This window comes from Paenibacillus sp. FSL R5-0486 (genome assembly GCF_037975155.1).
GTDB lineage: Bacteria > Bacillota > Bacilli > Paenibacillales > Paenibacillaceae > Paenibacillus > Paenibacillus amylolyticus.
The window spans coordinates 3,461,123-3,487,063 of sequence record NZ_CP150237.1 but is presented as its reverse complement, the minus strand read 5'-3'; the positions used below and the strand labels follow the sequence as shown (position 1 = coordinate 3,487,063).

The following is a 25,941-nucleotide window of genomic DNA, read 5'->3' as shown; positions in this document are numbered from 1 at the left end:
AATGTCACAGTTACTTCTTTCAAAAATATGAATTCATCCAATGGAGGTACTTACCATGCTTACATCCAAAATGCTTATCGATAAAGACTTTCAGATTGCTGAAGTAGATCCGCGTGTCTATGGTTCATTTATAGAACATCTGGGACGGGCCGTATACGGCGGCATATATGATCCAGGTCATCCTACGGCAGATGCTCAAGGTTTCCGTCAGGATGCCATTGAAGCGATTAAAGCTTTGAATGTGCCCATCGTTCGTTATCCGGGCGGCAATTTCGTATCCGGTTACAATTGGGAGGACGGCGTTGGTCCGGTATCGGAGCGTAAACGCAGACTTGAACTCGCTTGGTGGACGATTGAAACAAATGCGGTAGGAACAAACGAATTTGCAGATTGGGCCAAACTGGTTGGAACCGAAGTCATGATGGCTGTAAATCTGGGTACTCGCGGCATTGATGCGGCCAGAAACCTGATCGAATACTGCAACCACCCATCTGGCACATACTGGAGTGATCTGCGTATCTCTCACGGTTACAAAGACCCGCATAAATTCAAAACCTGGTGTCTAGGCAACGAAATGGACGGCCCTTGGCAGATTGGTGCAATGACTGCATATGAATATGGGCGTATTGCCAATGAGACCGCTAAAGCGATGAAATGGGTAGACCCGGATATCGAGCTTGTGGCTTGCGGCAGTTCCAGCCGTGACATGAGTACATTTGCAGATTGGGAAGCAACCGTGCTGGATCTCACCTATGAAAATGTGGACTACTTGTCCCTGCATCAGTACTACAACAATAATAAAGACAACACGTATGACTTCCTGGCGACATCGCTGGATCTGGATCAATTTATTGATAGTGTGGCTTCGATCTGTGATTTTGTACAAGCCAAGAAACGCAGCAAAAAGAAATTAATGCTGTCTCTGGATGAATGGAATGTCTGGAAATCCATCGGCACGAGCCGTATGGAAGAACGGTGGCAGATTGCGCCTCCAGAGTTTGAAGATGTGTATACACATGAAGATGCTCTAGCTGTGGGCTGTTACCTGATTACCATACTCAAGCATGCCGACCGTGTAAAAATGGCTTGCCTTGCTCAGTTGATTAACACCATTGCACCAATCATGACGGAAAATAACGGAGCAATCTGGTTCCAGACGACGTATTTCCCATTCATGCACGCATCCAACTTTGGTCGTGGTACGGTGTTGCGATCCATCACCTCTTCACCTAAATATGATTCCAAAGACTTTACAGATGTGCCTTATCTCGAAGCGATCAGTGTGCATGATGAAGAAAACGGCACGATCACAATCTTTGCGGTGAACAGACATCTGGATGAGAAGTTGGAACTGAATGTGGATCTGCGTTCCTTCGGAGAAACGACATTTGTGGAGCATATTGTATTGGAGAACAACGACTTGAAAGCCACCAATACCAAAGAAAACCCACGTAACGTTGTTCCTCACAACGGCGGATATACAACGGTTGACCAGGGTAAAGTGCAAGCAGTCTTGAACAAAGCATCATGGAACGTGATTCGCCTCAAAACCAAACAGGCTTAATAAGAGCGGGATAGAGTTTTCTCCTACTCTGCAACATCAGCATTGTTTTTCACACCGCGTGCGGCTCCCTGCGCGCGGTGCTTTTTGTTGTATGTGGGTAGTCGGCCGAACTACACAGTTCCAAAGTTAGATGTTAGACGCGTATTTGAAACCTCAGTTTTTATTCCTCGCAACGAACAAATTTAACGAACACAGGGAGTCTTATTTAACCCGTTTCGGGCGGATTTTAATTCTAACGAACACAGGAGAAGTTATGCTACAGAATCAGCCCCTTTTTCATACTATATCCTACATTTTGCAGCAAATAGGGTTTGTCATATTCGTTAGAATTTTAATGGCTTGATATTGACTCGAATACGGTTTCTGAGTTCGTTAGCGCTGAGCAAGCATGCTATATTGAGCTGGTTCGAACCTCATATACAGCACAAGCAAATAAGCCACCCTCCGTTTGGCGTACGGAGAGCAGCTTGCAGTGAAGCATCTAGCGAAGAAGCTGAAACAGAACAGAGAAGAAGATAAGGAACAGACCAGACCAGAAAGAGATCAAATCACCCAACATACTAGCGATACTTCCTTCCCAAATGCAACGAAGGTTGTGTTCTATTTCACGATTTTCATTTCAAGTATTATCCTTGTTGTGCTTCCTCTTCAACTTCGGTTTCAGCCTGAGCTGCTTGGCTTGCTGGAGTCATCAGCCCTTGAACTGCCCCCATAAATGGCTGAATCTGCTTAATCATGCCATACCCCATTTTGACCACAGGTGTAAACCGCTGGATCATGCCAAACAACCGCATACCCCCGCCTAACATACCTCCAATCGAGCCTGCACCGCCAAAGCCACCTAACAGTGAGCCTAGCATAGGCATGAAAGATGATACCTGGGCTTGCCTAGACGTTGAGCGAGACATCGACCGGGATCGTACTTGCGACTTACGTGTGCTGTTCACCCGTTTACGGTTTCGAGAGGATGCTGTTTTTCTCGTAGCCCCTGCTTTAGGTTTGGTTTTGCGAGCACTGCCTTCAGATGAGGGTGCTGTGATTGCGGTCTGAGTAAGCTTTCCGCCCCCGGTAAGCACTACGCCTTCGCTGTTAACACCAGAGATGTACCCGACGTACGTCTCGCCATTATGAAGAGTCACGCAGACTGGGCGATCCTTGAGCCGTTTCACCCGGACGTGTATTTCATTGGTTTTAGCCATGGAATTCACCTCACTTGACTTGATCTACTTCAGTCTACGCAATGGGTGGACGACTTGCCTGTGCGAATAACACATCCGTGTGCCGAAAGCAGGAAGATTCTTACATAGCTCCTGTCTCAGATATGTTCAATATACATCTCATTCAAAATATGACCCATACGATATGTGTGCTCTGCCAATTCAGATTTCACATATGATTCAATATCACTCTTTTCGATATTGTACAAGACCTCCAGTTCTTTAGAAAAAAGAAGGTGTCCCTCATTGATTTTCTGCTCCAATGAGGTTATCTGTTTGGGTTTCAGATCACCACCGAGTACCTGCTGAAGTGCTTGCACATATGTTTCAAGAGAACGGGCTCCGACAATTTTTATACCCTGGTTCTCTTCATTCACAATGATAATAGATGGGAAACCTCTAACTCCCAAACTAGCGACACTCTCAAAGTCTTCCTCTAATAAATCTTGTGCAGATTGCTGTGCAGCCGCCTCAACCACTTCTTTTCCATTCAAGCCCAGTTGATTGACGATATCCGTCAGCACATCATCTTCTCCAATATTTCGATTAAATGCAAACACGGCTTCACGCGCACGTCTTAAAAAGTCCTGCTCTTTACCAGGGTGTGTACTCTGAATGACCTTAAATACGCGAGATGGCGGATAGGAAGAAAGTATTGGATTATCATGCCATAAGGAACCGTCGATGGGCATGCGTGAATGTTCACCCACTTCCTTCCAATGCTCTGCAACGTCCGAAGGTTTCTGAATCCCGTTAGCGCCATCCGAGAAACCATTCCAGTTAGCCAATAGCCCACCCATTTTGATTTGCAACGTAAAATAATGGCCGTATTCCTCAATAAACCGATGAAGCACAGGCTCAAGCGCCCAGCAGTGAGAGCAGATCGGATCTGTTGCGTAATATAGAGTTATCCTTTTCTCAACTTGATTCAGATTGATTTCTTGCATCGCCTCTTCCTCATTCACACCACATACGCCTGTTTCCAGATCACACATCATAGATTCGTTACTCACGTGTATCCCGCCTTTATATTGTCTTATGAATTGATTTTCTTGTGTTAGTTTGATTATAATGTCTACAATCTTCTGAACAAGTACGATTCTTTTTCTGACTTAGTATCAAAAAGTATACTATTGGAGGGTATCAAGTGAAATACGAGTTTAATTTTGATCAGTTATGTCCAGCGACTTATGCATTTCAGGTCATTGGAGGCAAGTGGAATCTTCCGATCCTGGCAATCCTCAGTGAAAATGACTGTATACGTTACAATGAATTAAAAAGAAGACTGCCTGGCATTACCGGAACGATGTTAACGAACTGTTTGAAAGATTTGATTCATTCCGGCATCGTGCATCGGGAGCAATATAACGAGGTGCCACCGAGAGTGGAGTATTCGCTCACAGAATCAGGCAAGGAATTGGTTCCTTTAATTGAATCCATGGTAATATGGGGTCAGAAAAATATGACAGCAGGCGTGAAGCAACAAGAACTATAACTCCTGGCCTAGTGTAACCCCTTATCATAGATGTTCATTTTTGAATCGCTCTGTACACTTTGTTCAACGACAAAAAGGCTATTTCACTGGATCATCGTGTCCTTTGAAATAGCCTTTCCTTTATAAATACAAGACGGTCACTTGTTTACGACGTGTACACATCTAACTATTCAGGTCGTCATCTTCCTCATTTCCTAAATACATAACCGTTTTTTCTCCCTCAACCAATCTAATGATCTGCTTTCGTAATTTTGAAGGAAATAAAGGTAGTTCGTATATATCTTTAATTTCGAGCCATTCATATTCCGCTTGGTTTTCGTCACTTGGCAGAATAGAACTATCTTGGTCTATCAAACCTATGTACTCGCATAAAAAAACAAAATCTACACGATGAAGAGCTTCACCGTATACCCCTTCAATTACGAATTCCAGTGATAACGGTTCTACATCTATTCCGATTTCTTCCGCAACTTCACGCTTCACCGCATCCGTCAGGGTTTCACCTGCATTCTGGCTCCCACCAGGCAGAATGTAGATGACTTCATCATTATCATCCTGCTTCATTGCAAGCATTCTCCCGTCTTTAATGATCAATGCTTTTGCAGAATTTCTAATCTTTCTCTCCATTGCTAATCCCCCATATATATCTGTATCATGTTGTTGAAGGTTGATTCCATTTAACCTCACGATCTCCATGAAGAATATTTTAACACATACATCTAAACAAATTCTGAACAATCAAATCAACTCACTCTTGGCGACCTCCATGAAAGCAGCCATAGACGGAGAGATCCATTTTTCCCGATGCCAGAGCATTTGCGCAGAAAAGGATACATCTGATAAATCCCACGGTAGTGCAACCACTTCCCCATCGCTCAACTCTTTCTTCAAAGCCATTTCAGGTAATAAAGCGATCCCTAGACCAGCCGCAACACATTGTTTAATGGCTTCTACACTATGAAACTCCAGCTCTGTCAGAGCATCCACACCTTTCTTCGTTATGGATTGGTCAAAATAAGTGCGATACGAACAGTTCTTTTCGGTCAGCAAAAAATGCTGTTTGTGGAAGTCATCAATGACCAACGCGGAACGCGATGCTAACATATGATCGGGAGAAACCACCATTTGAAAGGTCTCATCCTTTAATAACTCTGACTGAAGGTCTTTAGAATTAATAGGCTCATCCAATACAAAAACGACATCGGCATGCCCTTCTCTCAGACTCGATTTGAGCTCTTGCCCAGACAAGGGGCGGAACAATAACCGCACACCAGGATAGTCCGCTCGGAAGCGTTTGAACAAGGCTGGAAGAAGATATGCACACAGCACTTCGTCTGCTCCGATCACAACCGTTCCCGCCAATTCTCCGTGCTGACTAGATATGCACTTTGCTTCCTCTACATCGTTTAAAATCTTAGTGGCGTACGGCAGAAACTGTTGGCCAGCATCTGTTAACACAACCTTTTTGCCTAATCGATCCAGCAATTTCACCCCAAGCTCTTCTTCCAGCGATTTGATTTGCATGGTTATGGTAGACGGTACATAGCTCAATAATTCAGCAGTTTGACTAAAGCTGCAGGTCGATGCAAGTGTCCAAAAGGTTTTTAGCTGGCGTATTTCCATGAGTCAGGCACCTCCTAAGTTCAAAATAAATGAATGATATGTTCGATAACGTTTCGTTGAATTGATAATAGACGTAATGTAGAGTGAAATCAAGTTATTACTATTTTATAAGGAGAATCAATCTATGAACAATTATGAAACATATAACCTAGGAGATACATTACTTCAATCGGGGCAACAGCTCCCTCAAGCCTTTATCGCTTACAAGACCTATGGAAACTTAAACGCGGCAAAGGACAATGTTATTGTTGTCCCAACATGGTTTGCTGGAATTCACACAGATAATGAATGGTTAATTGGAACGGACAAAGCACTGGACCCCAGTCGTTATTTTATCGTTGTGCCCAATATGTTGGGTAACGGGTTATCTTCCTCTCCAAGTAATACCCCTGCCCCATATGATAAGAACAACTTCCCTCTCATCTCCATGTATGACAATGTGCGTGCCCAACATCAACTCATCACTCAAAAATTCGGTATCTCCAAAATCAAACTTGTTGTGGGGTGGTCTCTGGGAGCCATGCAGGTTTATCAATGGGGAACCAGTTATCCTGAGATGGTTGAGCGTATTGCCCCCTTTGGCGGAACGGCAAAGAGCAGACCCCATACACAGTTGGTATTCGAAGCAATGATCGCGGCGTTACAGGCAGATTCGAATTATAAAAATGGTAGATATGAGCGCCCTCCGGTTGCCGGTCTCGCAGCGATGGGAAGAGCTTATGCTCCATGGGGGTTTTCGCAGGCGTACTATTTGGAGAAATTGTATCAATCTGAGGGGTACGACTCCTTGAAATCTTATGTAGAAGATTACTGGGATCAGGTATTTCTTCCCTTCGATGCTAACGACTTGATTACCATGTTGCGTACAGGAATCTATGGAGACATTAGCGATAATCCCGTAGATGACGGCAACTTCGAACAGGCGTTAAGCAAGATCACTTCTCCTGCACTCGTTATGCCAGGATCAAGTGACTTGTTTTTCACGCCAGAAGATAGTGCGTATGATGCTCAGCATATGCCAAACGCGGTGTATCAACCTGTAGAGTCCAAGTGGGGACACTGCTTTGGAATCGGAGCAAACGAAGAGGATTCACTCGTTATCGATCGTCATCTAAAGCAATTTTTGGAGTCATGAGTAAAAAAAGAAGGAGCACAAAGTAAAAAAAGTGCACAAAGCTCATTATTCTTTTCTCCGCTACAACTCAAAAGTAAAAAAAGATACCGGTTCTCGTCAATAACCTTTATATCCCGTTCCCCCTTTCTCGTTTAGAATATTTTCAAGTAAGCGTTATTGAAATATGACTGATAAGGGGGAAAAGAAATGAACAAGAAAACGAAAGCCTTAGTCTTGTCTGTGTGCATGTCAACCTTATTACTCGCAGCCTGTAGCAATGGAAACGGTGCTGATAAAGGTTCAACGACGGACACGGATTCCAACGAGGCTGGAACAACAACCATTCATACCGTAACATCAGAATACTCTTCTGCAAAATATCCAAAGGGCGACGATATCACCAACAATGTATGGATTAAGCGATACAAAGAGAAGTTTAATATCAATGTCAAAACAGACTGGGTCAGCGATGAGTACGATACAAAACTCAATTTGGCTATCGCATCGAACGATCTTCCTGACGTATTCAGAGTTAATCCATCACAACTGAGACAGTTAGTCGAAGCAGATATGGTCATGGACCTTTCCGAGGTATTTGATCAACACGCTTCAGATCGTCTCAAAGGTTACATGGAAGCAGATGCAGACAGTTACGAATCTGGAAAGAAGGACGGTAAGCTATACGGGATACCACAGATGCACTGGGGATTAATTGAACAACCAGACTTCATCTGGATCCGGAACGACTGGAAAGAAGAATTGGGAGTCCAAGATCCGAAATCTGTGGAAGACATCAAAAATATCGCACTAAAATTCATGGAAAAGCACGGTGGTTATGGTATAGCGGTAGACCAATCGTTGGATTACCTCAACCTGCTCGCCATTGCATGGAATGCGCATCCGGATATGTGGATGGAGGATAGCACTGGAAAACTCGTGTACGGCTCCGTGCAGCCTGAGATGAAAAATGCGCTGGCTGAGTGGTCAGAATGGTACAAGCGAGGCATCATTGATCCGGAATTTGCAATCAAAGACTTTAATGCGATGAACGCGGATATCGTAGCCGGCAAAGTGGGAATGCAACCTTATTACCAATGGTGGGGTTATAATCCGGGTGTCGACACAGTATCCAATCTGGGTAAGGACGCTATCTTCTACCCTTATATCATCCCTACCGTTGATGGAAAAGAAGCCAAACAATCCATTTTCTTCGCCAACAACAATTATATCGTTATGAAAAAGGGATTTAAGAGCCCTGAAGAAGTGATCAAAATTTTGAACGACTACGCTTATATTGTGGATGAAGGCAATGGCAAGGAATCCACAGAAACGTTATCCGCCTTGCTGGACAACGATATTGCCCATGTGGTTGGAGCGTTCCGTGTACTTAATCCGAATTCCGATTACGAGCAATTTGAGGCGGTATCAGCTGCCCTTCAATCCAAGGATACCAGTGGGCTCACAACTTCGGGTATGTGGCAAAAATATAACAACAGTGTTGAATTCATGGAGAATGCAACCCCAGGAGCAGTTGGTGATTATTTGCAACAAGGGGCTCCAAAGAATGCGTATGGTCTTGCCAAGAAAGTACTGGACAGCGAGAACTATACAAAGACGGCCTTATGGGGTGTTACGCCAGAAATACTTTCAAGCTACGGCACAACCTTGGATGATATCCTGACCGAAGGCTTCACCAAGATCATTATGGGTAGCGAAAGTATCGATTATTTCGATGTTATTGTCCAGAATTGGCGTGCAGCCGGGGGCGATGACGCAACTCAGGCAGTTAATGAAGCCTACGGGAAGAAATAATCTCGTTTGTCACAAAGAGGGGATGAGGGTCATCTCTCCCCTTTATTTGATAGCGATTACATTTGGCGTACAAGGAACGGAGGAATATGTATGTTGAGAAAATGGAAGCAGCAGAGTCCTTACCATCTCATGTTGATCCCAAGCCTGGTCTTGGTCTTCATCTTTTGTTACATCCCTTTCTATGGACTTATTATTGCGTTTCAGAAGTACAATCCGGGTCTCGGCTTCAACTCGCCATGGGTAGGGTGGGATAATTTTACCCACATATTTAATCAGCCGAACTTCGTAAGAACGATCTGGAATACATTGTACATGTCTGTCTTTAAGATTATCGGTGGTATAATCGTGCCCGTAATTTTCGCATTACTGCTTAATGAGGTACTACACAGTGGAATTAAACGTACATTTCAAACACTTGTCTACATTCCGAACTTCCTCTCTTGGGTCATTATGGCTGGAATCATGCTGGATATCCTTAGCTCCGACGGCATTATCAATACATTTCTAAGTGTATTTGGGATTGCACCGATCTCCTTTCTTGGCACACCCTCTATTTTTCCTTGGACGATGATTGTGAGTGACATATGGAAAGGTTTTGGGTTTGGCACGGTTGTTTATTTGGCAGCCCTAACCAGTATTGATCCGGGACTTTACGAAGCCGCGGTGATCGACGGAGCGAAACGGTGGAAACAAACCATCTACATTACGTTGCCTCTACTCATGCCAACCATTGTTTTAATGACCGTACTTTCACTTGGGAACGTACTCAATGCTGGCTTTGACCAAATCTATAATCTCTACTCCCCTGTTGTCTATCAGACGGGTGATATTATTGATACCTATGTCTACCGTTTAGGAATTCAACAAGCACAGTATTCAATTGGTACCGCTGTCGGGTTATTCAAATCGATCATTTCCAGTGTTCTCGTTGCTGTATCGTACATCCTGGCTTACAGAGTGGCTGGCTATCGTATCTTCTAAGAAGGAGGAACTTACATTATGATCTATGATAAAAGTATGAGCAGACGTGTATTTCTTATCATAAACTACACCATATTGCTTCTAATCTCTCTCCTATGTATCCTGCCGTTTATCAACCTGCTGGCTGTTTCATTCAGCAGCAGCGCGGCTGTATCTGCGGGAAGTGTTACGTTCTGGCCTGTGGAATTTACGACAAAAGCCTATGAATTTGCATTAACTGGAGGATCATTTTTCTCCTCTCTCTGGGTAGCCATTCAACGAACCGTTATCGGAACGGTGGTGAATCTGGTTCTGATCGTACTCACGGCTTATCCCCTCTCCAAATCCAAACAAAAATTAATGGGGCGTAATATCTATATGGGATTTTTCATAATAACCATGTTATTCAGCGGAGGACTAATTCCAACCTATCTCGTGGTCGTCAAAATGGGACTAATCGATTCAATCTGGTCTCTGATCCTGCCTGGGGCCCTCCCCGTATTCAGTATGATTATCCTCATGAATTTCATTCGGGGGCTGCCCGAGGAGATTGAAGAATCAGCCATTATCGATGGTGCTGGGCCTGTACAGGTATTACTTCGTATTCTACTCCCACTTCTCAAGCCCGCTCTCGCTACGGTTGGTTTGTTCAGTATCGTTGCCCACTGGAATTCGTGGTTCGATGGCATTATCTATATGAACAATCCAGCCAATTATCCATTACAAAGTTACCTCCAGACCCTCCTGCAAAGTTTTGAGCAAATAATGCTGAAATCTGGGTCAGATTATACGCAGCTGTTGTCCATGATGAACGCCAGAACGGGGCGCGCCGCTCAGATGTTCTTGGGTGCCATTCCGATTTTACTTGTGTATCCGTTTTTACAGAAATATTTCACCAAAGGTTTGGTGCTAGGTAGCGTCAAAGGGTGAACAAAAGGGCTTGCAGTTCATACTGCGAGCCCTTTGTTTATATCTAAACTTATTTTTATGATCGCTGTACCGCATTATGAGATGCATAAATGAAAGCATGTATGACTATTTGGGTTCTAGGATCGCAGGCAGCAGAATGGAGAAAATGGTACCTTCACCTATTTTACTCTCCACCTGAATTCCATAAGGTTTACCAAAATGAAGTTGAATCCGCCGTTGCACATTATGCAATCCAATCCCATTCGTTCCCGTACCTGCACCGGACTTCTCTTCCATTAAATTCTGCATCGTATGATGATCCATACCAACACCATTATCGCAGACCTCGATCACAACTTCATCCAGTTGTGATTGAATTCGAATGGTGATGATTCCGTCTTCTTCAAGTTCGGCCAGACCATGAAAAATCGCATTCTCCACAATCGGCTGCAGGATCATTTTGGGCATGCGATAATCCAGCAGTCTATCCTCAACCTCATATCTCATTTGAATACAATCGTAGTACCTGACATTCTGGATCGTTACGTAATTCGTTATATTATCAAGTTCCTCACGAATGGTTACGAGGGTTCCATCGGATTTTGTTGCATAGCGGAGCATCGAGATTAAGGCATCGGTCATTTCCACGATTTTATCAGCCTGCTGCATCGAGGCAATCCATTTCACCGACCCAAGGGTGTTATACAGAAAATGTGGCTTGATCTGGTCATGGAGCGCACGCATCTCGGCCTTGGCTTTCTCTATTTCTTCTTGCTGCATCCGTTCGACCAACCGCTTCAATTCATGCGACATTCTGTTAAATCGAATGGATAAATGTCCAATCTCATCTCTGGAGCCAATAGGTTCAACTTGTTCAAACTGACCTTTCTCGACTAAAGCAATATTCCGTAGCAGTTTTTTAATGGGAGTTGTGATCACGTGAGATAAAAAGATGGATATGACGGCAGCAAAAAGAACAATGACAATGGCAAGCGTCACCAGATTACGGCCCAATATTTTGCCATCAGCAGTCAACTCATCCAAAGGCATATATAAGTAAGTTGTCCATTTTTGCTGACTAAGGGGACTGGTCACCACGACATTTAGTGATTCAGGCGGACGAACGTTATCTCGAAACAGTGTCCCGATTAATCGTTCGTTCACGTTATATACGATCTTATCATTCTCATCAACGATCATGAATCTGGAGCGCAGTCCTTCCTGCAAGTTGCGGTTGACGATTTCAATGAATTTGATATCAATGCTGACAACAATCACGCCAAGCAGTTTTCCACTAGTCACATCATGAATTTTGCGAGCGTGTGACACTGCCAGTATTTTATTCTCCAATTGCTCATCAATTCGTGTTGTGAGGGTAATGGTTCGATCCTTATCATGCATGAACTTTTTAAACCACAATTCGTTTGCTACTTTGAAGTTTGGATCAATGGGTTGATGTGGACTGACAAAAAGGTCTTGCCCCCCGTTCATATTGTAGAGGTAGATGGAGAATACGCGATCTTTCATCATGATATAATTCATCAGAATATTGTATGCGGCAATCTCATGTTGTTCATCACCCTCTCGCAGGAAATCCTGGATCGGAAAACTCCCTTCATGAGTCGCAGACAGATTGTCACTAAGGCCATTGCTGGCGAGCAGCGAAATTTTCTCAATCTCCTTGAGGAACTCGTCAATGCGAATATTCGTCTGTTTGGCCAGATCGTTTAGCAACGTTGTATAGTTCTGTGTCAACAACCGCTCTGAGGAGTAATACGAATTGATTGTCATCACCAATACCGGAAGGATAATGACCGTCATACAGATCACCATAATTTTGTACTTGATTCGGAAGGGCCGAACATGCTTCATATGCTGCACCTCTATTCACCGATTACATTCATCCCTGCTGTAATTCTCGATATTCCTCAGGAGTGACACCTACCGATTTTTTGAAAATCTTACTGAAGTACGTGTAATTATGGTAACCCACCTTTTCTGCGATTTCATACACTCTCATTCCTCTGCTCAATAGATACGCCTTGGCATGTTCAATTCGAACTCGGGTCAAGTACGTGATAAAGTTCTCTCCTCGTTCCTGTTTGAACACACGGCTGAGATACGACGGATTCACACTAATTTGGCTAGCGATACTTTGCAGTGAGATATCTTCCGCATAATACTTGTCGATCAATTCGGTGGCGAGATCGGTGTAAGTGCTTTCCTGTTTGATTTGGGAATCGGTTTGGAAGTAATATGCAATATGAGCAAGCATATCTTGGTGGATATCCTCCCAATACTCCCCCTTTAGAACGATTTCATAGGGTGATTTTTCTGTTAAAGAAGGTGCACCTCTTTCTGTAGCTCGGGATAGATGGGAATGTATCGTTTCCATTACCATGATATATTGCTTGCGAATGCTATTCTCATCCGCTCGTAGCTGTTCCAGATTGGATTGGATTCCTTCAAGGAACTCTTCCGCCATTTGGTTGTCTTTGCTTACCCATAACTTCAACAAATCTCGTTCTTGTTGCGGGCTTAAAGCCCCCTTAACTTCATGTCGATCTGGGGATTGAACCATATCATCGTAATACAACACCTGGTTGCTTCCTGTGAAGAAACTCTGTTGTAGAGCCGTTTCTGCCTCTTGGCAGGCCTTCCTGATGTGAAGGAAACCGGAAGTCATTCTACTTACTCCAGCCGTGAGCGATAGATTCATAAAATCCTTGATCGAAGACAGCAATTTATTACATAGTTTATTCAAGTCGGCGTGTACAGATTGGCTCTCAGGAAGTACATTGACGATCACCCAATATTCAGAGGAACTTTCAACAAAAATCTCTTTCTCCCACTTCGATGGAATGATCTCTTCCATAATATTAAGAATCGAAAATCGGAGCAGCTTTTCCCCCTTCTCAACATATTTCCGCTTTGCATCCTCGTAATAATTCACGATGAACTTAATAACAACCAACTGGTCCGAACGTATACGAAAATGTAGTTCTTCCGCTTTGGTGACGATATCCTCCTCACTAATGAATCCGCTTACAATATCTTGGAAGAAACTATCCTTTAGATATCTTAGGCTCTTGGAATAGTCCTGTGTTATAGAGGCTGTGTTGGTTGGGTGAACATGTTCACTTTGCAGTTTCTGTCCAACAGTGCTCAGGAGGTCAATAAGGGAGGATTCGGAGATCTCACTTTTAATCAAGTAATCTGAGGCGCCAAGTTTTAGCGCCTCTTTCACATAATGAAATTCGTCAAAATTACTCAGGATGACATACTTACAGGTTTTCAGTACGCAGGAGGCCTCCTGTATAAGCTGTAGCCCATCCATAATCGGCATCTTGATATCTGTAATAATTAGATCAGGCATCACTTCAAGCGCAAGGCTTAATGCCTCTTTTCCATTTCCCGCCTCACCCACAACATAGAAATTATACTCTTCCCAATTCAGCATGGAACGAATTCCAACCCGCATGAGCAATTCATCATCTACGATCATCAGTTTATACATGCGTATCCCCCAACATGAACCATTTTTAGATATTTTACCATTAAACGAACTGTTGCAAAGATGTCTAGCGAACCTTATTGAATTGCGGGTATCATAAATAAGACTTTTACAGAACATACGTTCCTGTTATAATCAGATTATCGTATTTGGTGTAACATAACATGCCCGTCTGGAAAGGATACATATCATGAATTTATACAAGTTTGAATTAACGGTGAACGGATATCTATTACGTGTTCATTTCAGTGCATCTGAAGAAAGTGGTTTGAAATGGTGCAAACGAATTGCTTCTGAATTCCAGAATAACGTTGCCAATCTGGAGATCAAGGTTGATATACATAAAAAGCAGAAACAAAAGCATGCACGGGATTATCACGGAAAACCATATTTGTATGATAGGACACTAAGGAAAAAGCCGCTTGCGAAGAAAAATAAAACGGCTAAATCATCTGTTGTTATGTAAAGGTAAATTAAAGTCTTTAAGATTCTCATCATATAGGCTTACTGGTTGGAGAGCATTTTAATTCGGGTGTTCTCCACTATGCCGAACAGTTTAGCGCCTCTGTATACTCTTGTCCTTCCTGTCCTTCCTGTCCTTCCTTTAATACCAAAGATAAAAGCTTGCTCCTATGTGGAACAAGCTTTTGTCCGTGTCAATTGTACTATATGCCAAGAAAGATTGTTGTTCATCGTTTGAGACACGCCCTAGTATCTTTCTGATTCCTTGAATATCATATAACGATGGACACCTCTGACAGCATGCATTGCTTCTTGTATTAGCTGAATCGCAGTTTCGCGTTGTCCCGCTTTTAGTTCAATCGCTGCAAGAAGCGAAGATCTCATCCAGACCTTGTTAATGGATTTTAAGTGTTCCCTCGCCTGCTCACTTCTTCCTTCTTCCATAAGCAAATACGTTTCATAATATGTACGATAATCCGATCTACGCATATTCTGCACCGCAGTACGAACAGCTACCAAGTCGTTGCGATAGGAGCCGTAAGCTGCATTATAGACTGCTTGGGTCCTTTTATTGGTGTCCTCATTTCTGATGCGCTCTATTGTGTGTTCCAATTCATCATCAAGTCTGTTTGCAAGAGCGTAATAGATATAAAGCTTTGGGGTATTCTCCTGTCTGCGTAGAAAAGCCTCGACGCGCTCCATGCGTGTTTCCCAACCCAGAGGATAAAAAATACGAATGGTAAACATGATCAGAGTAGCGGTGAGAACAACTCCAAGTATCCAAAACAGAGATTGGTCATTCATCTTCATGTACACAACAAATAAAAATACGGCCAAATAAAAAACAATATCCCACTTATACTTTCCCATCTCCATCTCCATCTCCTTCATAGACATAAAAAAACTATTATATCAAAACAAACCCCAAGGAGTATATGCACTGCATCCTTTGGGGTTTAGTTAGATTTATAAAAATTGATTTATTGAAATTTTCTTCATTAACGACAACCGACAGTATTATCAACTCAATAGACTAGATTCTCACGCCCCGGCGTCTCCAATCATTTGTCGTTCAATTTGTTTCATTTCATAAAAATAGCCTTTTTGCTCCATCAGCTCACAGAAAGAACCTGATTCCACGATCTTGCCTTGGTCCATGACCACAATCCGATCCATCTCTTCCAATCCCGTCAGCCGATGGCAGATCAGAAGAAATGTATCTTCGGATGCTTGTGCAAGAAGATGCTGGAGCACATGTTTCTCTGTGACGTAATCCAACGAAGAAGTTGGTTCGTCCAGAAGCCATAACCGTCCTTTGCGCAGCATGGCCCGTGCGAGAGCCAGCCGCTGCTTCTCACCATCCGACAGGTTCTCCCCTTTTTCATAGACCATGTCGGTCAACAACTTATTCGGCAGTTGGACTTTATCCAGCACAGCCGACAGTTGTTCATCCGAATGTTCTTCTCCATTCAGCAACAGGTTGTCCCGGATGGTTCCCCGGAAGAAGTGGCTTTGCTGCAACACGACATTCGTCCCTTGCCAAATGCTCTCTTCATTCAGTTCCTTCACCGAAACATCGTTTAATCGTATATCGCCAGACGTTGGTGCGCGTAGCTTGAGTAACAAATCAATAATCGTTGACTTGCCTGACCCGCTCGGCCCGACAATCGCTGTTTTGGAGCCTGCTGCAAGTTGCAGGGATAGCTCCCTCAGCGCCGGTCTCCATTCCCCTTCATATTGGAAGTTAACACCGGATAGGTCAATCGAAACCGCCTGATCGGCTGAAACTTCACCGCTTGGCTGTACAAGTTGTACATCGGAGGTTGGCACTGTTTCCGCCAGTCGCTGAGCGGCGTGTTCGCTGTCCTGCTTATATAGAGGCAATATAGCCATTGCGGCAGCTTCTTCGAACACGGTCTGCGTGGCCAGGATCAACATGGCGAGGAATACACCTGCAAACGCTCCATTCACAATTAAAAAGGCGCTCAGTGCCAGCACTCCCCATGTAACAAGATACGTCACAAAAACGTGCATGGATTGCCCGCGCAGCAATTGCGAAGCGGCTTGCCTCTGTTCCGTTGCCAATGCAGCAGAAGCCTGCTGAAGCTGTTGCTCACGCTGTTCCAATTGGCCGTATACTTTCAGATCCCTGAAACCATACAACACTTCGGTTACTTCCGTGGACAGCAAGGCCCGTTGCTGGCGGACACGTCCGTTTATTTTTCGCTGACCTAACAAGACAATACCTGGTACAACAAATGCCGTAATCAGCATACCTAGTACTAACAAACACGCAATCCAGATCGAAAAGGCCGAAGTGAACAGCATGGTAGCCAAAAACACCATAACGACCATGATGGGTGGATACGCGACCCGCAAAAAGTAATTTTGCAAACTTTCCACATCACCCACGATCCGCGCAAGCAGATCCCCGCTTCGGTTTTTGTTCAATATACCTGGCGTTACCGGGATCAGTTTGGCAAAAAAAGACGTCCGCAAACGGCTCAGCATGGAGAATGTCGCCCTGTGCGAATATAAGCGTTCCCCGTAGCGACTTGCCGCTCGAAGGAAACCAAGTAGTTTGACCATGGAGGTGAGTACAATTAAGGTGTACAGCGGTGGCGCAAATACTGTTTGAGATATCATATAGCCACTCGCGGAAAAGAGAGCTACCCCTGCTATGCCGGCGATAAATCCGCCCAATATCGAAAGCAAGATATCCTTGCGCTCCTGAATCATCGCTTTTGACAGAATCGTCAGCTCATTCATGCTAACCCTCCTTTCCGTTGTACATCAACCATCTCCGCATATTGAGGCAGGCGCGCCAGAAGTGCTTCATGATGTCCTGAATCCACTAATACCCCACTATCCATAAACAAAATGTTGTCCGCATGTTGAATTGTATATAAACGGTGTGCCACCGTAATCATCGTTGCCGTTTTGGCTAATGCCGCAATGGATTGTTGCAATACCCGCTCGGTGTGTAGATCCAGACCAACGGTGGGTTCGTCGAACAAAATAACAGCTGGTCGCTTCAGAAAAGCACGTGCCAAAGCAAGTCTTTGCTTTTCCCCACCAGACAGCCCCCGGCCACCTTCACCAACAAACGTATCCAAGCCCTGCTCCAATTGTGCAACAACGCTAGCAAGCCCTGCTTCCTCTGCCGCCTGCTCAATTTCAGCTCTGGAGACGTTCCGACCCGCGCCAATCGCGATATTTTCGGCAAATGTACCTGCAAAAATATACGGATGCTGTGTAATATAGCTAACACGTTCAAACCATGCAGCCTCATCATGTTGCGAAAGCTGGCTTCCGTTAACCAGAACCGCTCCCGAATCTGGTTTCAGTAAACCGGCAATGAGATGAAGCAGCGTGGTTTTACCTGAGCCACTTTTGCCTACAATAGCAATCTGTTCTCCCGGTCCAATCGAGATCTGTCCTGTCTCAAGTCCAAAGGAATCAGGTGTGTACTGGAATCGGACATCGTTCAGTTCAATGGTTGGTGGCATTGGAATCAACTCGGCACGAGCTGTACGAAGCTCTTCCGTCTTTGCAATTGCATCGACATCGGTTAATTCGCTTTGATCCGGTCCTTCTTCAGGCTTCGTTTGTGTGCTCTTGACACTAGTGTCCGCGAGCATCTGTTCCACCTTGCGAATGGCCCCCATACTGGTTCGCCCGCTGTGAAAAGCCGTTCCTGTATTCTTCAACAGACTGTAAAACTCAGGGACGAGTAACAACACGAGAAAGGCTGTGTGGAAGCTCATCGATTTGAAAACCAGTAATTGAATAGCCAGTTCAAGCGCGACAATACCAATGCTTAACATCACGATCGATTCCAGCATAAACGTATTTGTAAATGCAATCTTCAAAATGCCCATGGTGGCATCACGATACCCCAGACTGCTGCGTTCAATCTCCTGCTGTTGACGTTTAGCCCGTCCGAATATTTTCAACGTAACCAGCCCTTGAAGCGAATCCAGAAATGTACCGGAAAATTCAGCCAGTTGCGCGTATTTTTCTTCTGATTTGTTCTTTGTCTTGAGCCCAACCAAGATCATGAACAGCGGGATAAACGGTGCCGTAAACAACATAATCCAGCCTGTGTTAGAGTGCTGCGTAAACGTAACAACCAGAATCAGAATCGGGATCATCGCAGCTTCCATCATACGCGGCATGTACTGACTGAAATAACTGTCGGCCTCATCCACAGCATCCAAAGCAACACTGACCTTTCCTCCCGTCTGTCCACTCAGGGTTGAAGGCATGGAAGCGCGGGTCAGGTTCTGCAACACAGATGCTCGCATATTTGTCTTGGCGCGTGCTGCCATATGCAAGCCCACTTTCCCATTACCATACGACAACAGTGAGCGTACGGCCATAACAGCCAATAATAGGACAAGCAACAGGATCACTGATGAAAAGGAAGCTTTCTCTACAAAGATTCGCTGGACTGCTTCAGCCACCAAGGTGGCCTGGCTTATAATAGCTACACCAAGGGCCAGCGAAATGATCGCAAGGAGAAGTCTGTTTTTTCGTTGTAAAGACATTTGCTGCGAGATCAGATTGGATTTGCCTCTCCTTTTCATTGAACGCTCCTCCTTTATTTTTTCCCTTTCACATAATCCGCATCAAACAGGAACAGTTTGAAGACCAGAATAAGAGAAGGAATTAACAGGCACAGACCACCGATAAACACAACGACGAGTGCAAAACCCATCGCTGGTGGTGTCGCGCTACTCTGAATGGTGATGAATGGATCAAGAATGTAAGGATATTGACCAATTCCGTAGGCGAAAAAGGCTGTGAAAAATTGCAGCATGATGCATATAAAAGCTAATCCGTAACGGCGTCCGTTATATAACAGCCACATGGCAATCATGAAAAACGCAACGGAAAGCGCCAGCAGCCACCATAAATCCATCATATTTTGAAAATGACGCTCATTGTGTTGACCCAAATATATAAATGCAGTCAGCGCGAGAATAATGGTCGGTGTGCTCCAGAACAAAGCATAGTTCCGCATGAGCTTCAATGCCGAATGGTCCTCTGCGCGAGAAGCGTAAAATGTGAGAAATGACCCACTAATGAACAATACGGACACGATCGCCAGTCCAACGATGCTCCACGATAATGGATTCGTAAATAGTGCCCAGTAATCCAGGGAAACGGTATCTCCCTGCTTCAAAATAAAGCCACCTTCAGACAGGGTCAGTGCCACTGACAATGACGCTGGAATAAGTAGACCCGTAGCTCCGTATAAGAACAAATACACGATACTTTTTTTGGAACCATAATTTTCGAAAGCATAGAATGAACCACGAATGGCAAGTAAAATGACGGCAATACTTCCCGGAACAAGTAGCGCGGAGCCATAATAGTAAGCAGTATCCGGAAAGAATCCAACGATGCCAATATAGAAAAAGACAAAAAATACATTGGTGATCTCCCAGACCGGTGATAGATAACGGGAGATCAGACGATTAATCAGGTGATCCTGCTTTGTCAGGCGTGCATAAAAGGCGAAGAAACCTGCTCCAAAATCAATGGAAGCTACAATAAGATAGCCGTACAAGAACAGCCAGAGTACCGAAATACCAATTAATTCATAACTCATTATGCCTGGCCCCCTTTCTCGGCTGATTGATCATGCTTCTCCTTCAACCATTTCTCCATCTCGAGTTCAGCAGGATTGTTATTGAACAACCGTCTCAGTACGACGACACACATAACGCCTAGCAGAATGTAGAGAAGCAAGAAGACGAAAAATAAAATTCTCACACTCGGTGAAGAAGTAGCGGCCTCTTCTACCCGCATATAACCTCGGATGATCCATGGTTGCCGCCCGATCTCTGCATAGAACCAACCCATCTCAACGGCCAGAAAAGCAAGCGGTGCACTCAGTGCAACCATACGTAGCATCCACTTGTTAAACTGATTACGTTTCTTCCAGAATACAAACAGGAAGTACAGACTTGATATAGCAAGCAGAGCGAATCCAATACCAGCCATTAGATCAAACAAATAATGCACAAGTAAGGGCGGGTGTTCATCTGGTGGAAATTCGTTCAGCCCGGTTACCTCGGCGTTAAAGTCTCCAAAGGCAAGGAAACTGAGCAGTTTCGGCAAATGAAGAGCGCCTATAATTTCATGTTCTGCATTCAGCCATCCCAAAAAAATCAAATCCGCGCCGCTTTCCGTCTCGAAATGCCACTCGGCAGCTGCGAGCTTCTCCGGCTGATGCTCAGCCAAAAACTTGGCAGACACATCTCCAGCTAAAGAATTTAACAAACTGAATACCAGCACAACGGCCATCATGAGATTCAAGCCTTTTTTGTGGTAGGCCGACACTCCTTTTCTCAGCATCGCAAAGGCTGCTACTCCTGCTAACAGAGCAGCTCCTGTCAGATAAGCCGAGCTTAATACATGGAACACTTTGGAGAACGTCGCTGTATTCAGCATCGCTTGCACGGGGTTCACTGCCATGAATTGACCTGCTTCCATGACAAAACCTTCAGGCTGGTTCATGAATCCGTTCACTGTTGTAATAAAAACAGCAGACATGCCTGCCCCGGCGACAATCGGAATAGTCAGCAACCAGTGGATATACGGATTTTTGAACCGATCCCACGTGTACAGATAAATGCCCAGGAATATTGCTTCAAAAAAGAATGCAAATATTTCCATAAATAGTGGCAGTGCAATGACATTCCCGGCAAGTTTCATAAAATTCGGCCATACCAAGGCCAACTGTAGTGAGATCGCTGTGCCTGTCACGACACCAACCGCTACAGAAATGACAAACCCTCTGGACCACCTCTTTGCCATAAGTATGTAATGGTGATCCTTCTTCCGAATGCCGATGAACTCTGCAATAGCAATCATCAAAGGTACGCCGACACCAAGCGTTGCAAAAATCACGTGGAACCCGAGCGTCAAACCAGTCACTAGCCTGCTCCATAAAACCGTATCAATAGCCATTCTTTGTGTTGCCTCCTTTCAAACTCTGTTCAATTTAGAAACATTCAATATCAGATTTGGCCAAGCTCAATGCAGAGTTGCGAAAAATTTCACAAAGTTAGGTATGACGATATCTTGCCACACCTATAATGCGTTTACTCCTGTAGGCCTCCGATAATAACAATCATTGGATGCCTATTAAAATCTGATATTGATGCACTTAAAGTACTAACGAAACCTATTAATCAAAATTATTATATCTTTATTTTTACCTAATTCAATCAAAGACACGTCTTCTACCCTAAACGTTCAAGAAAGGATCAACTCTTTCTGACAACTTGGTGAAAATCAAAAAATACACCCAATGGAGCTATTGATTCATTGGGTGTAAACGTGTTATTGCACGGAAGATTTTCTATTTTACTTTCTCCGGACTCACCGCACCTGCCTCGCGACGTATGCTCATGATGATCAGTGATGCAGCTAATACCGTAAGGATGATTCCAAGCATCTGAAATCCTGTCACATTGAATGTATCCCCCATAACAATTCCAATCAATAACGACGATAAAATGGTCCCCAAGTAGCGTGATGTATTAAAAATACCCGATGCGACTCCAATCATTTCTTTGGGTGTGCTTTTGTACAGAGCTGCTTGCATACCGACCGCGTTTAGGCCGTTACTTATGCCAAATAAAGCTAAGGCAACAATGATTATGAAGATTGGAGAAGTTTCATTCATAACAACGATTAATATAGAGCCAAATGTCATTAAAGAAGCGGATACGATCAGAGCTGGCCGTGATCCTGATCTGTCAATCCAGCGCCCTGCGATCGGAGCAATAATGACTGAACATAACCCTAAAGCTAGCATGCTCATTCCTGTATGAACTTCGTTGAGATGACGTACCTGCTTCAAATACGTAGGAACTCCAAAAAAAAGTGCGTAAAACAGGATGTTCACCAGCATGTATTGCACATTCACCCAAGTCATCTCCGGATATGAGGCAAACGTTCGCAGAGGGATAAAAGGCGTGGCTGCTTTTAATTCATGTCGGAAGAACATGACGAATGCGATTAACCCGATCCCCCCTGTCAGCAGATGCCATGTTGAAATATCTCCTGTGGAATTTACTGAAAGCAAACCGATGAGCAGAGTCACCAAAGCTACCGTAAACATCAGGATACCTGGTGCGTCAATTAACGCAAGCCATTGCCGAATGGACATGTGACCAGAGATAGACGGGGATTGCTCGTCCTTCGGGATTGTTTTCCAGGCGAACCAAAAACTCGCCAAGACAAACGGAATATTAACGAAGAATATGCTGTGCCAGTCCCACCAATGAATCAATACTCCACCAATAAAAGGTCCAATTGCAGCCGCTCCAGAAAGGAATATAGCCAAGGTGGACAAGGCGGAGGCTTGTTTTTCAGTCACGTTCATTCTGACAATCGCCATTCCGACGGCCACCATCATGCTTGTGCCAATTGATTGAACAATCCGGAATACGATGAGCCACGAAAAACTGGGAGACCACGGAGCTAGCATGGACGATACAAAAACAATAACAAGACCCATGAGGAAGATCTTCCTGCGGCCAAACAAATCACTACACTTGCCCATGACGGGTTGAGCGACAGCACTGGCAATGTAAAATGATAAAATAATCCACGAAACGGCTGTAAAATTAAGTTGATACACTTGTTGTAGCCTGGAGATTGCCACCGAAATCATGGAGGAATTCAACGGATTCAACATAATTCCGAGTCCAACAGCTAACATCAATCCTTTATTTCGAACGTTCATTGGTGCACCTCTCTCTCTTCTGCTGTTATTTTACTTGAACGTATTCATTTATTCCAACGCATTATATGTTATGATTTGATGAACTAGAAGGAATGAAGGAATGGTGCAAATGGAGCTTCTTCAACTAAAATATTTCCTGACGGTGGCCCGATGCGAGCATGTTACGGAAGCTGCGGGAAAGCTGCATGTCACGCAATCCTCCCTGAGCAAAACGATACAACGATTAGAGGACGACCTTGGAGTCCCTTTATTTGATCGAATCGGGAGAAAGCTGCGACTAAACGACTTTGGAAGAACATTTCTTCAGCGAACTGAAAAAGCCTTATTTGAATTGGAACAAGGAAAGCGGGAAATTGCTGACCTCTCCAATCCGGATCAGGGTACACTGCAATTGGCAGTGACTACGGCGAGCACATTGCCAGGTATACTGGGGGAATTCCGGAAAAACAAGCCGGATATTCAGTTCCATGTGCAAATGGTTTCGTTAGAAAACATGTCCAGACTTCTGCATCGGGGCGAGGTAGACTTTTGTCTCTCCTCCCCTCCGATTGAAGGTGACGATATCGAATGTCAGATACTATATGACGACCCGATTGTAGTCGCTGTTCCTATGGGTCATCAATATGCCGACCGAAGCAGCATTCAATTAACCGAGCTTAAGGACGAGCGGTTTGTTGGGGTGAAGCAAGGGTATGGGGTTCGTGATATGGTAGATTCCGTATGTCAATCCGCTGGTTTCCTACCAAAGTATGTATATGAAGGGGATGAGCCTGCAAGATTAACAGCCCTTGTGGAGGCAGAGATCGGTCTCGCGTTTATACCTAGCACAGCCAGAAACCCGCATGAGCGCATTAGATATCTTCAGGTAGAGGAACACCAGCTCGTTCGGGAAATCGCTCTACTTTCGCACAAAAACAGGTATATTTCCAAAGCCGCTTTAGAGTTTCGCAGCGTGGTTATGGACTATTTCAGTGCTATGCCATGAGCATAAATTCAATCCAGAGGAGTCCATTCGAACATCTGAAATTCCACCGCATAGAGGCTCATATTAATGTGGATAACACCCCTTTCATGAAACTGGCAGAGAGTGTTGGTATGGAATTCGAATGTCTACGTAAAGGGTTTATACACGAAAATAATGAATGGACCGATCACTTGGTGTATTACAAAAATTCTATTTAAATGGTTCATACAACTTACTCTAAAACAAGGGAACTCCATATCAAGAAGTTCCCTGTTTTCTATGTTTGTTGAATATTCTTCTTTTTGCGATGAAGGGTTACTATTCCCAAACTAACTACTGAAATCCATAATAGAATCATTGCATTACTTGAGACTAATGATTGCACTGTATCTAGTTGTAATAATTGCGTAATTAACCTTCCTTCATACGGTGAAAGTGTGGCTCCCAAGTTATACGCGATCAGAACAATGGTCGTACCCAGCTTTGCCATTATGGCGATTTGTTGTGCAAAAGTATGCAATAAATAGGGCATTATACAGCGGAATGAAAACCCGATGATCATTGAGCACACGGTAGTAAGAATAATACTTTGCGAGATCGTCGTAACGAACATCGAGCTTCCAAGTAACAGAATCGATAATGGAACGATATAGTTACCGAGTGTTTTGTATACTTTCCCAAAAGAAAAACCGGCAACAAAAGCTCCCAAACCTATAAATGCAATCATGTTGCTTCCATTTGTCGCAGTTCCGATATTTTTTTCCAAAATCAAAGGAGTAATCTGTAAATTATAATTGATGAAAATAGCTACTATTACAAATAATAAGAGACCATAGCCAATCATGACTTGAAGGGCTTTTTTATTATTTGTGTGGCTTGGATTCGTGGTGACCTCTTCTCTTCTATTAAGCTCTTTTTTATCAGAAGGAACGAAAATCAGGAATGCAATGAAAATAGGAAGTGCCAGGGCGTAGACATAAAATGATGTGTGCCAGCCCATTTTCAATAGTTGACCAACGAGTAGTGTTAGACAAATGCCTCCTAATCCCTCAAAGGCACTTTCTAAGCCAATTACGGTTGCTTGTTTAGCTGGATTCTTATGATACATATCACTGATCATCTGAATGATGAGCCGGTTAAATAAACCTACACCTAACCCAAACAAACAGCGAGAAATGAACAGCAACGAAAAAAGGTCATGATACAATGCAGGGAATACTCCCGCAATGAGAACAAGTCCTAATCCAGTTAGTATAGTTGCTTTCTTCCCAATAAGAAGTTCAAGTCGATTAGCAATTAACACACCAAGAATGACAAATAATGAAGGTATGGTCGTTAATAATCCTACATGTGTTACCGATATCTCTGGAAAATCATTGGTTATCGCAGGAATGTTAGCGGCAATCACTGGACCTGAAGAAATTAATAACGCAACGGACAATAACGAATATGTTTTAAGCTTCTCCATGGATATTATAAAAAACCAACTCCTAATGTTTGTATTTGCTCCATATGGCCAATAGTTAGCCTTGATGCTGCG

21 protein-coding genes and 1 pseudogene are annotated in these 25,941 nt (G+C 43.9%); 9 read left to right on the top strand and 13 right to left on the bottom strand.

All coding sequences use genetic code 11. The features are described from left to right. Positions 1-55 precede the first annotated feature (55 nt). Positions 56-1,564 carry an alpha-N-arabinofuranosidase gene (locus tag MKY01_RS15585; RefSeq protein WP_127548598.1) on the top strand — a complete coding sequence of 503 codons (1,509 nt, stop codon included), beginning with the start codon at positions 56-58 and terminating at the stop codon, positions 1,562-1,564. A 626-nt stretch (positions 1,565-2,190) separates the two neighbouring features. Here MKY01_RS15585 and MKY01_RS15580 read toward each other — a convergent pair. Both MKY01_RS15580 and MKY01_RS15575 read right to left on the bottom strand, forming a co-directional pair. After that, positions 2,191-2,763, bottom strand: coding sequence for a hypothetical protein (locus MKY01_RS15580; protein WP_282321392.1), 573 nt, complete (start codon positions 2,761-2,763; stop codon positions 2,191-2,193). Positions 2,764-2,879: 116 nt separating this feature from the next. Further along, a complete protein-coding gene (locus MKY01_RS15575; protein ID WP_339286929.1) occupies positions 2,880-3,794 on the bottom strand; it encodes a DsbA family protein in 915 nt (304 codons plus the stop codon). Positions 3,795-3,928: 134 nt separating this feature from the next. Here MKY01_RS15575 and MKY01_RS15570 point away from each other — a divergent pair, with 134 nt between their 5' ends. Then, entirely contained in the window at positions 3,929-4,276 is a 348-nt protein-coding gene (locus tag MKY01_RS15570; RefSeq protein ID WP_076210744.1) for a helix-turn-helix domain-containing protein, read from the top strand. Positions 4,277-4,438: 162 nt separating this feature from the next. Here the strand turns inward: MKY01_RS15570 and MKY01_RS15565 are convergent, their stop codons facing one another. Beyond that, complete coding sequence (locus MKY01_RS15565; RefSeq protein WP_036671529.1) at positions 4,439-4,903, bottom strand: NUDIX domain-containing protein; 465 nt, start codon at positions 4,901-4,903, stop codon at positions 4,439-4,441. 111 nt (positions 4,904-5,014) lie between these two features. Then, complete coding sequence (locus tag MKY01_RS15560) at positions 5,015-5,899, bottom strand: LysR family transcriptional regulator (protein ID WP_339286927.1); 885 nt, start codon at positions 5,897-5,899, stop codon at positions 5,015-5,017. 124 nt (positions 5,900-6,023) lie between these two features. Here MKY01_RS15560 and MKY01_RS15555 point away from each other — a divergent pair, with 124 nt between their 5' ends. From MKY01_RS15555 to MKY01_RS15540, 4 genes are all read left to right on the top strand, one after another. Then, positions 6,024-7,034, top strand: coding sequence for an alpha/beta fold hydrolase (locus tag MKY01_RS15555; protein ID WP_339286925.1), 1,011 nt, complete (start codon positions 6,024-6,026; stop codon positions 7,032-7,034). Positions 7,035-7,220: 186 nt separating this feature from the next. Then, entirely contained in the window at positions 7,221-8,825 is a 1,605-nt protein-coding gene (locus MKY01_RS15550; RefSeq protein WP_339286923.1) for a hypothetical protein, read from the top strand. A gap of 90 nt (positions 8,826-8,915) precedes the next feature. Continuing rightward, positions 8,916-9,806: an ABC transporter permease subunit gene (locus MKY01_RS15545; RefSeq protein ID WP_036615758.1), complete on the top strand. Its 891-nt coding sequence runs from the start codon at positions 8,916-8,918 to the stop codon at positions 9,804-9,806. An 18-nt stretch (positions 9,807-9,824) separates the two neighbouring features. Beyond that, complete coding sequence (locus MKY01_RS15540; protein ID WP_047842997.1) at positions 9,825-10,715, top strand: carbohydrate ABC transporter permease; 891 nt, start codon at positions 9,825-9,827, stop codon at positions 10,713-10,715. A gap of 105 nt (positions 10,716-10,820) precedes the next feature. Here MKY01_RS15540 and MKY01_RS15535 read toward each other — a convergent pair whose 3' ends face one another. Together MKY01_RS15535 and MKY01_RS15530 are read right to left on the bottom strand one after the other, a co-directional pair. Further along, positions 10,821-12,566: a sensor histidine kinase gene (locus MKY01_RS15535; RefSeq protein ID WP_339286921.1), complete on the bottom strand. Its 1,746-nt coding sequence runs from the start codon at positions 12,564-12,566 to the stop codon at positions 10,821-10,823. 28 nt (positions 12,567-12,594) lie between these two features. Next, entirely contained in the window at positions 12,595-14,211 is a 1,617-nt protein-coding gene (locus MKY01_RS15530; protein WP_282321398.1) for a helix-turn-helix domain-containing protein, read from the bottom strand. A 187-nt stretch (positions 14,212-14,398) separates the two neighbouring features. Here MKY01_RS15530 and MKY01_RS15525 point away from each other — a divergent pair, with 187 nt between their 5' ends. Continuing rightward, positions 14,399-14,674 carry a hypothetical protein gene (locus tag MKY01_RS15525; protein WP_282321399.1) on the top strand — a complete coding sequence of 92 codons (276 nt, stop codon included), beginning with the start codon at positions 14,399-14,401 and terminating at the stop codon, positions 14,672-14,674. Between the two features lie 242 nt (positions 14,675-14,916). On the opposite strand, the gene MKY01_RS15520 is transcribed toward MKY01_RS15525, so the two are convergent. From MKY01_RS15520 to MKY01_RS15495, 6 genes are all read right to left on the bottom strand, one after another. Next, complete coding sequence (locus MKY01_RS15520) at positions 14,917-15,540, bottom strand: hypothetical protein (RefSeq protein ID WP_339286918.1); 624 nt, start codon at positions 15,538-15,540, stop codon at positions 14,917-14,919. Positions 15,541-15,711: 171 nt separating this feature from the next. Beyond that, positions 15,712-17,439, bottom strand: a complete 1,728-nt coding sequence (gene cydC / locus MKY01_RS15515; RefSeq protein WP_339286916.1) for a thiol reductant ABC exporter subunit CydC — start codon at positions 17,437-17,439, stop codon at positions 15,712-15,714. Beyond that, positions 17,436-19,259: a thiol reductant ABC exporter subunit CydD gene (gene cydD, locus MKY01_RS15510; protein ID WP_315371969.1), complete on the bottom strand. Its 1,824-nt coding sequence runs from the start codon at positions 19,257-19,259 to the stop codon at positions 17,436-17,438. The genes cydC and cydD overlap by 4 nt, the downstream gene beginning before the upstream one ends. 14 nt (positions 19,260-19,273) lie before the next feature. After that, on the bottom strand, positions 19,274-20,287 hold the full coding sequence (locus MKY01_RS15505; protein ID WP_315371970.1) for a cytochrome d ubiquinol oxidase subunit II: 1,014 nt from the start codon (positions 20,285-20,287) through the stop codon (positions 19,274-19,276). Next, positions 20,287-21,651: a cytochrome ubiquinol oxidase subunit I gene (locus MKY01_RS15500; protein WP_339286915.1), complete on the bottom strand. Its 1,365-nt coding sequence runs from the start codon at positions 21,649-21,651 to the stop codon at positions 20,287-20,289. The genes MKY01_RS15505 and MKY01_RS15500 overlap by 1 nt, the downstream gene beginning before the upstream one ends. A 394-nt stretch (positions 21,652-22,045) precedes the next feature. Further along, positions 22,046-23,437, bottom strand: a complete 1,392-nt coding sequence (locus MKY01_RS15495) for an MFS transporter (protein WP_339286914.1) — start codon at positions 23,435-23,437, stop codon at positions 22,046-22,048. 109 nt (positions 23,438-23,546) lie between these two features. On the opposite strand from MKY01_RS15495, the gene MKY01_RS15490 reads away from it, so the two are divergent. Both MKY01_RS15490 and MKY01_RS15485 read left to right on the top strand, forming a co-directional pair. Beyond that, on the top strand, positions 23,547-24,422 hold the full coding sequence (locus MKY01_RS15490) for a LysR family transcriptional regulator (RefSeq protein ID WP_339287178.1): 876 nt from the start codon (positions 23,547-23,549) through the stop codon (positions 24,420-24,422). 26 nt (positions 24,423-24,448) lie between these two features. After that, positions 24,449-24,619 (top strand): annotated as a pseudogene (locus tag MKY01_RS15485) (GNAT family protein); the annotation flags it as partial. A gap of 59 nt (positions 24,620-24,678) precedes the next feature. Here the strand turns inward: MKY01_RS15485 and MKY01_RS15480 are convergent. Next, on the bottom strand, positions 24,679-25,869 hold the full coding sequence (locus MKY01_RS15480; RefSeq protein WP_282321404.1) for an MFS transporter: 1,191 nt from the start codon (positions 25,867-25,869) through the stop codon (positions 24,679-24,681). Positions 25,870-25,941: the final 72 nt, after the last annotated feature.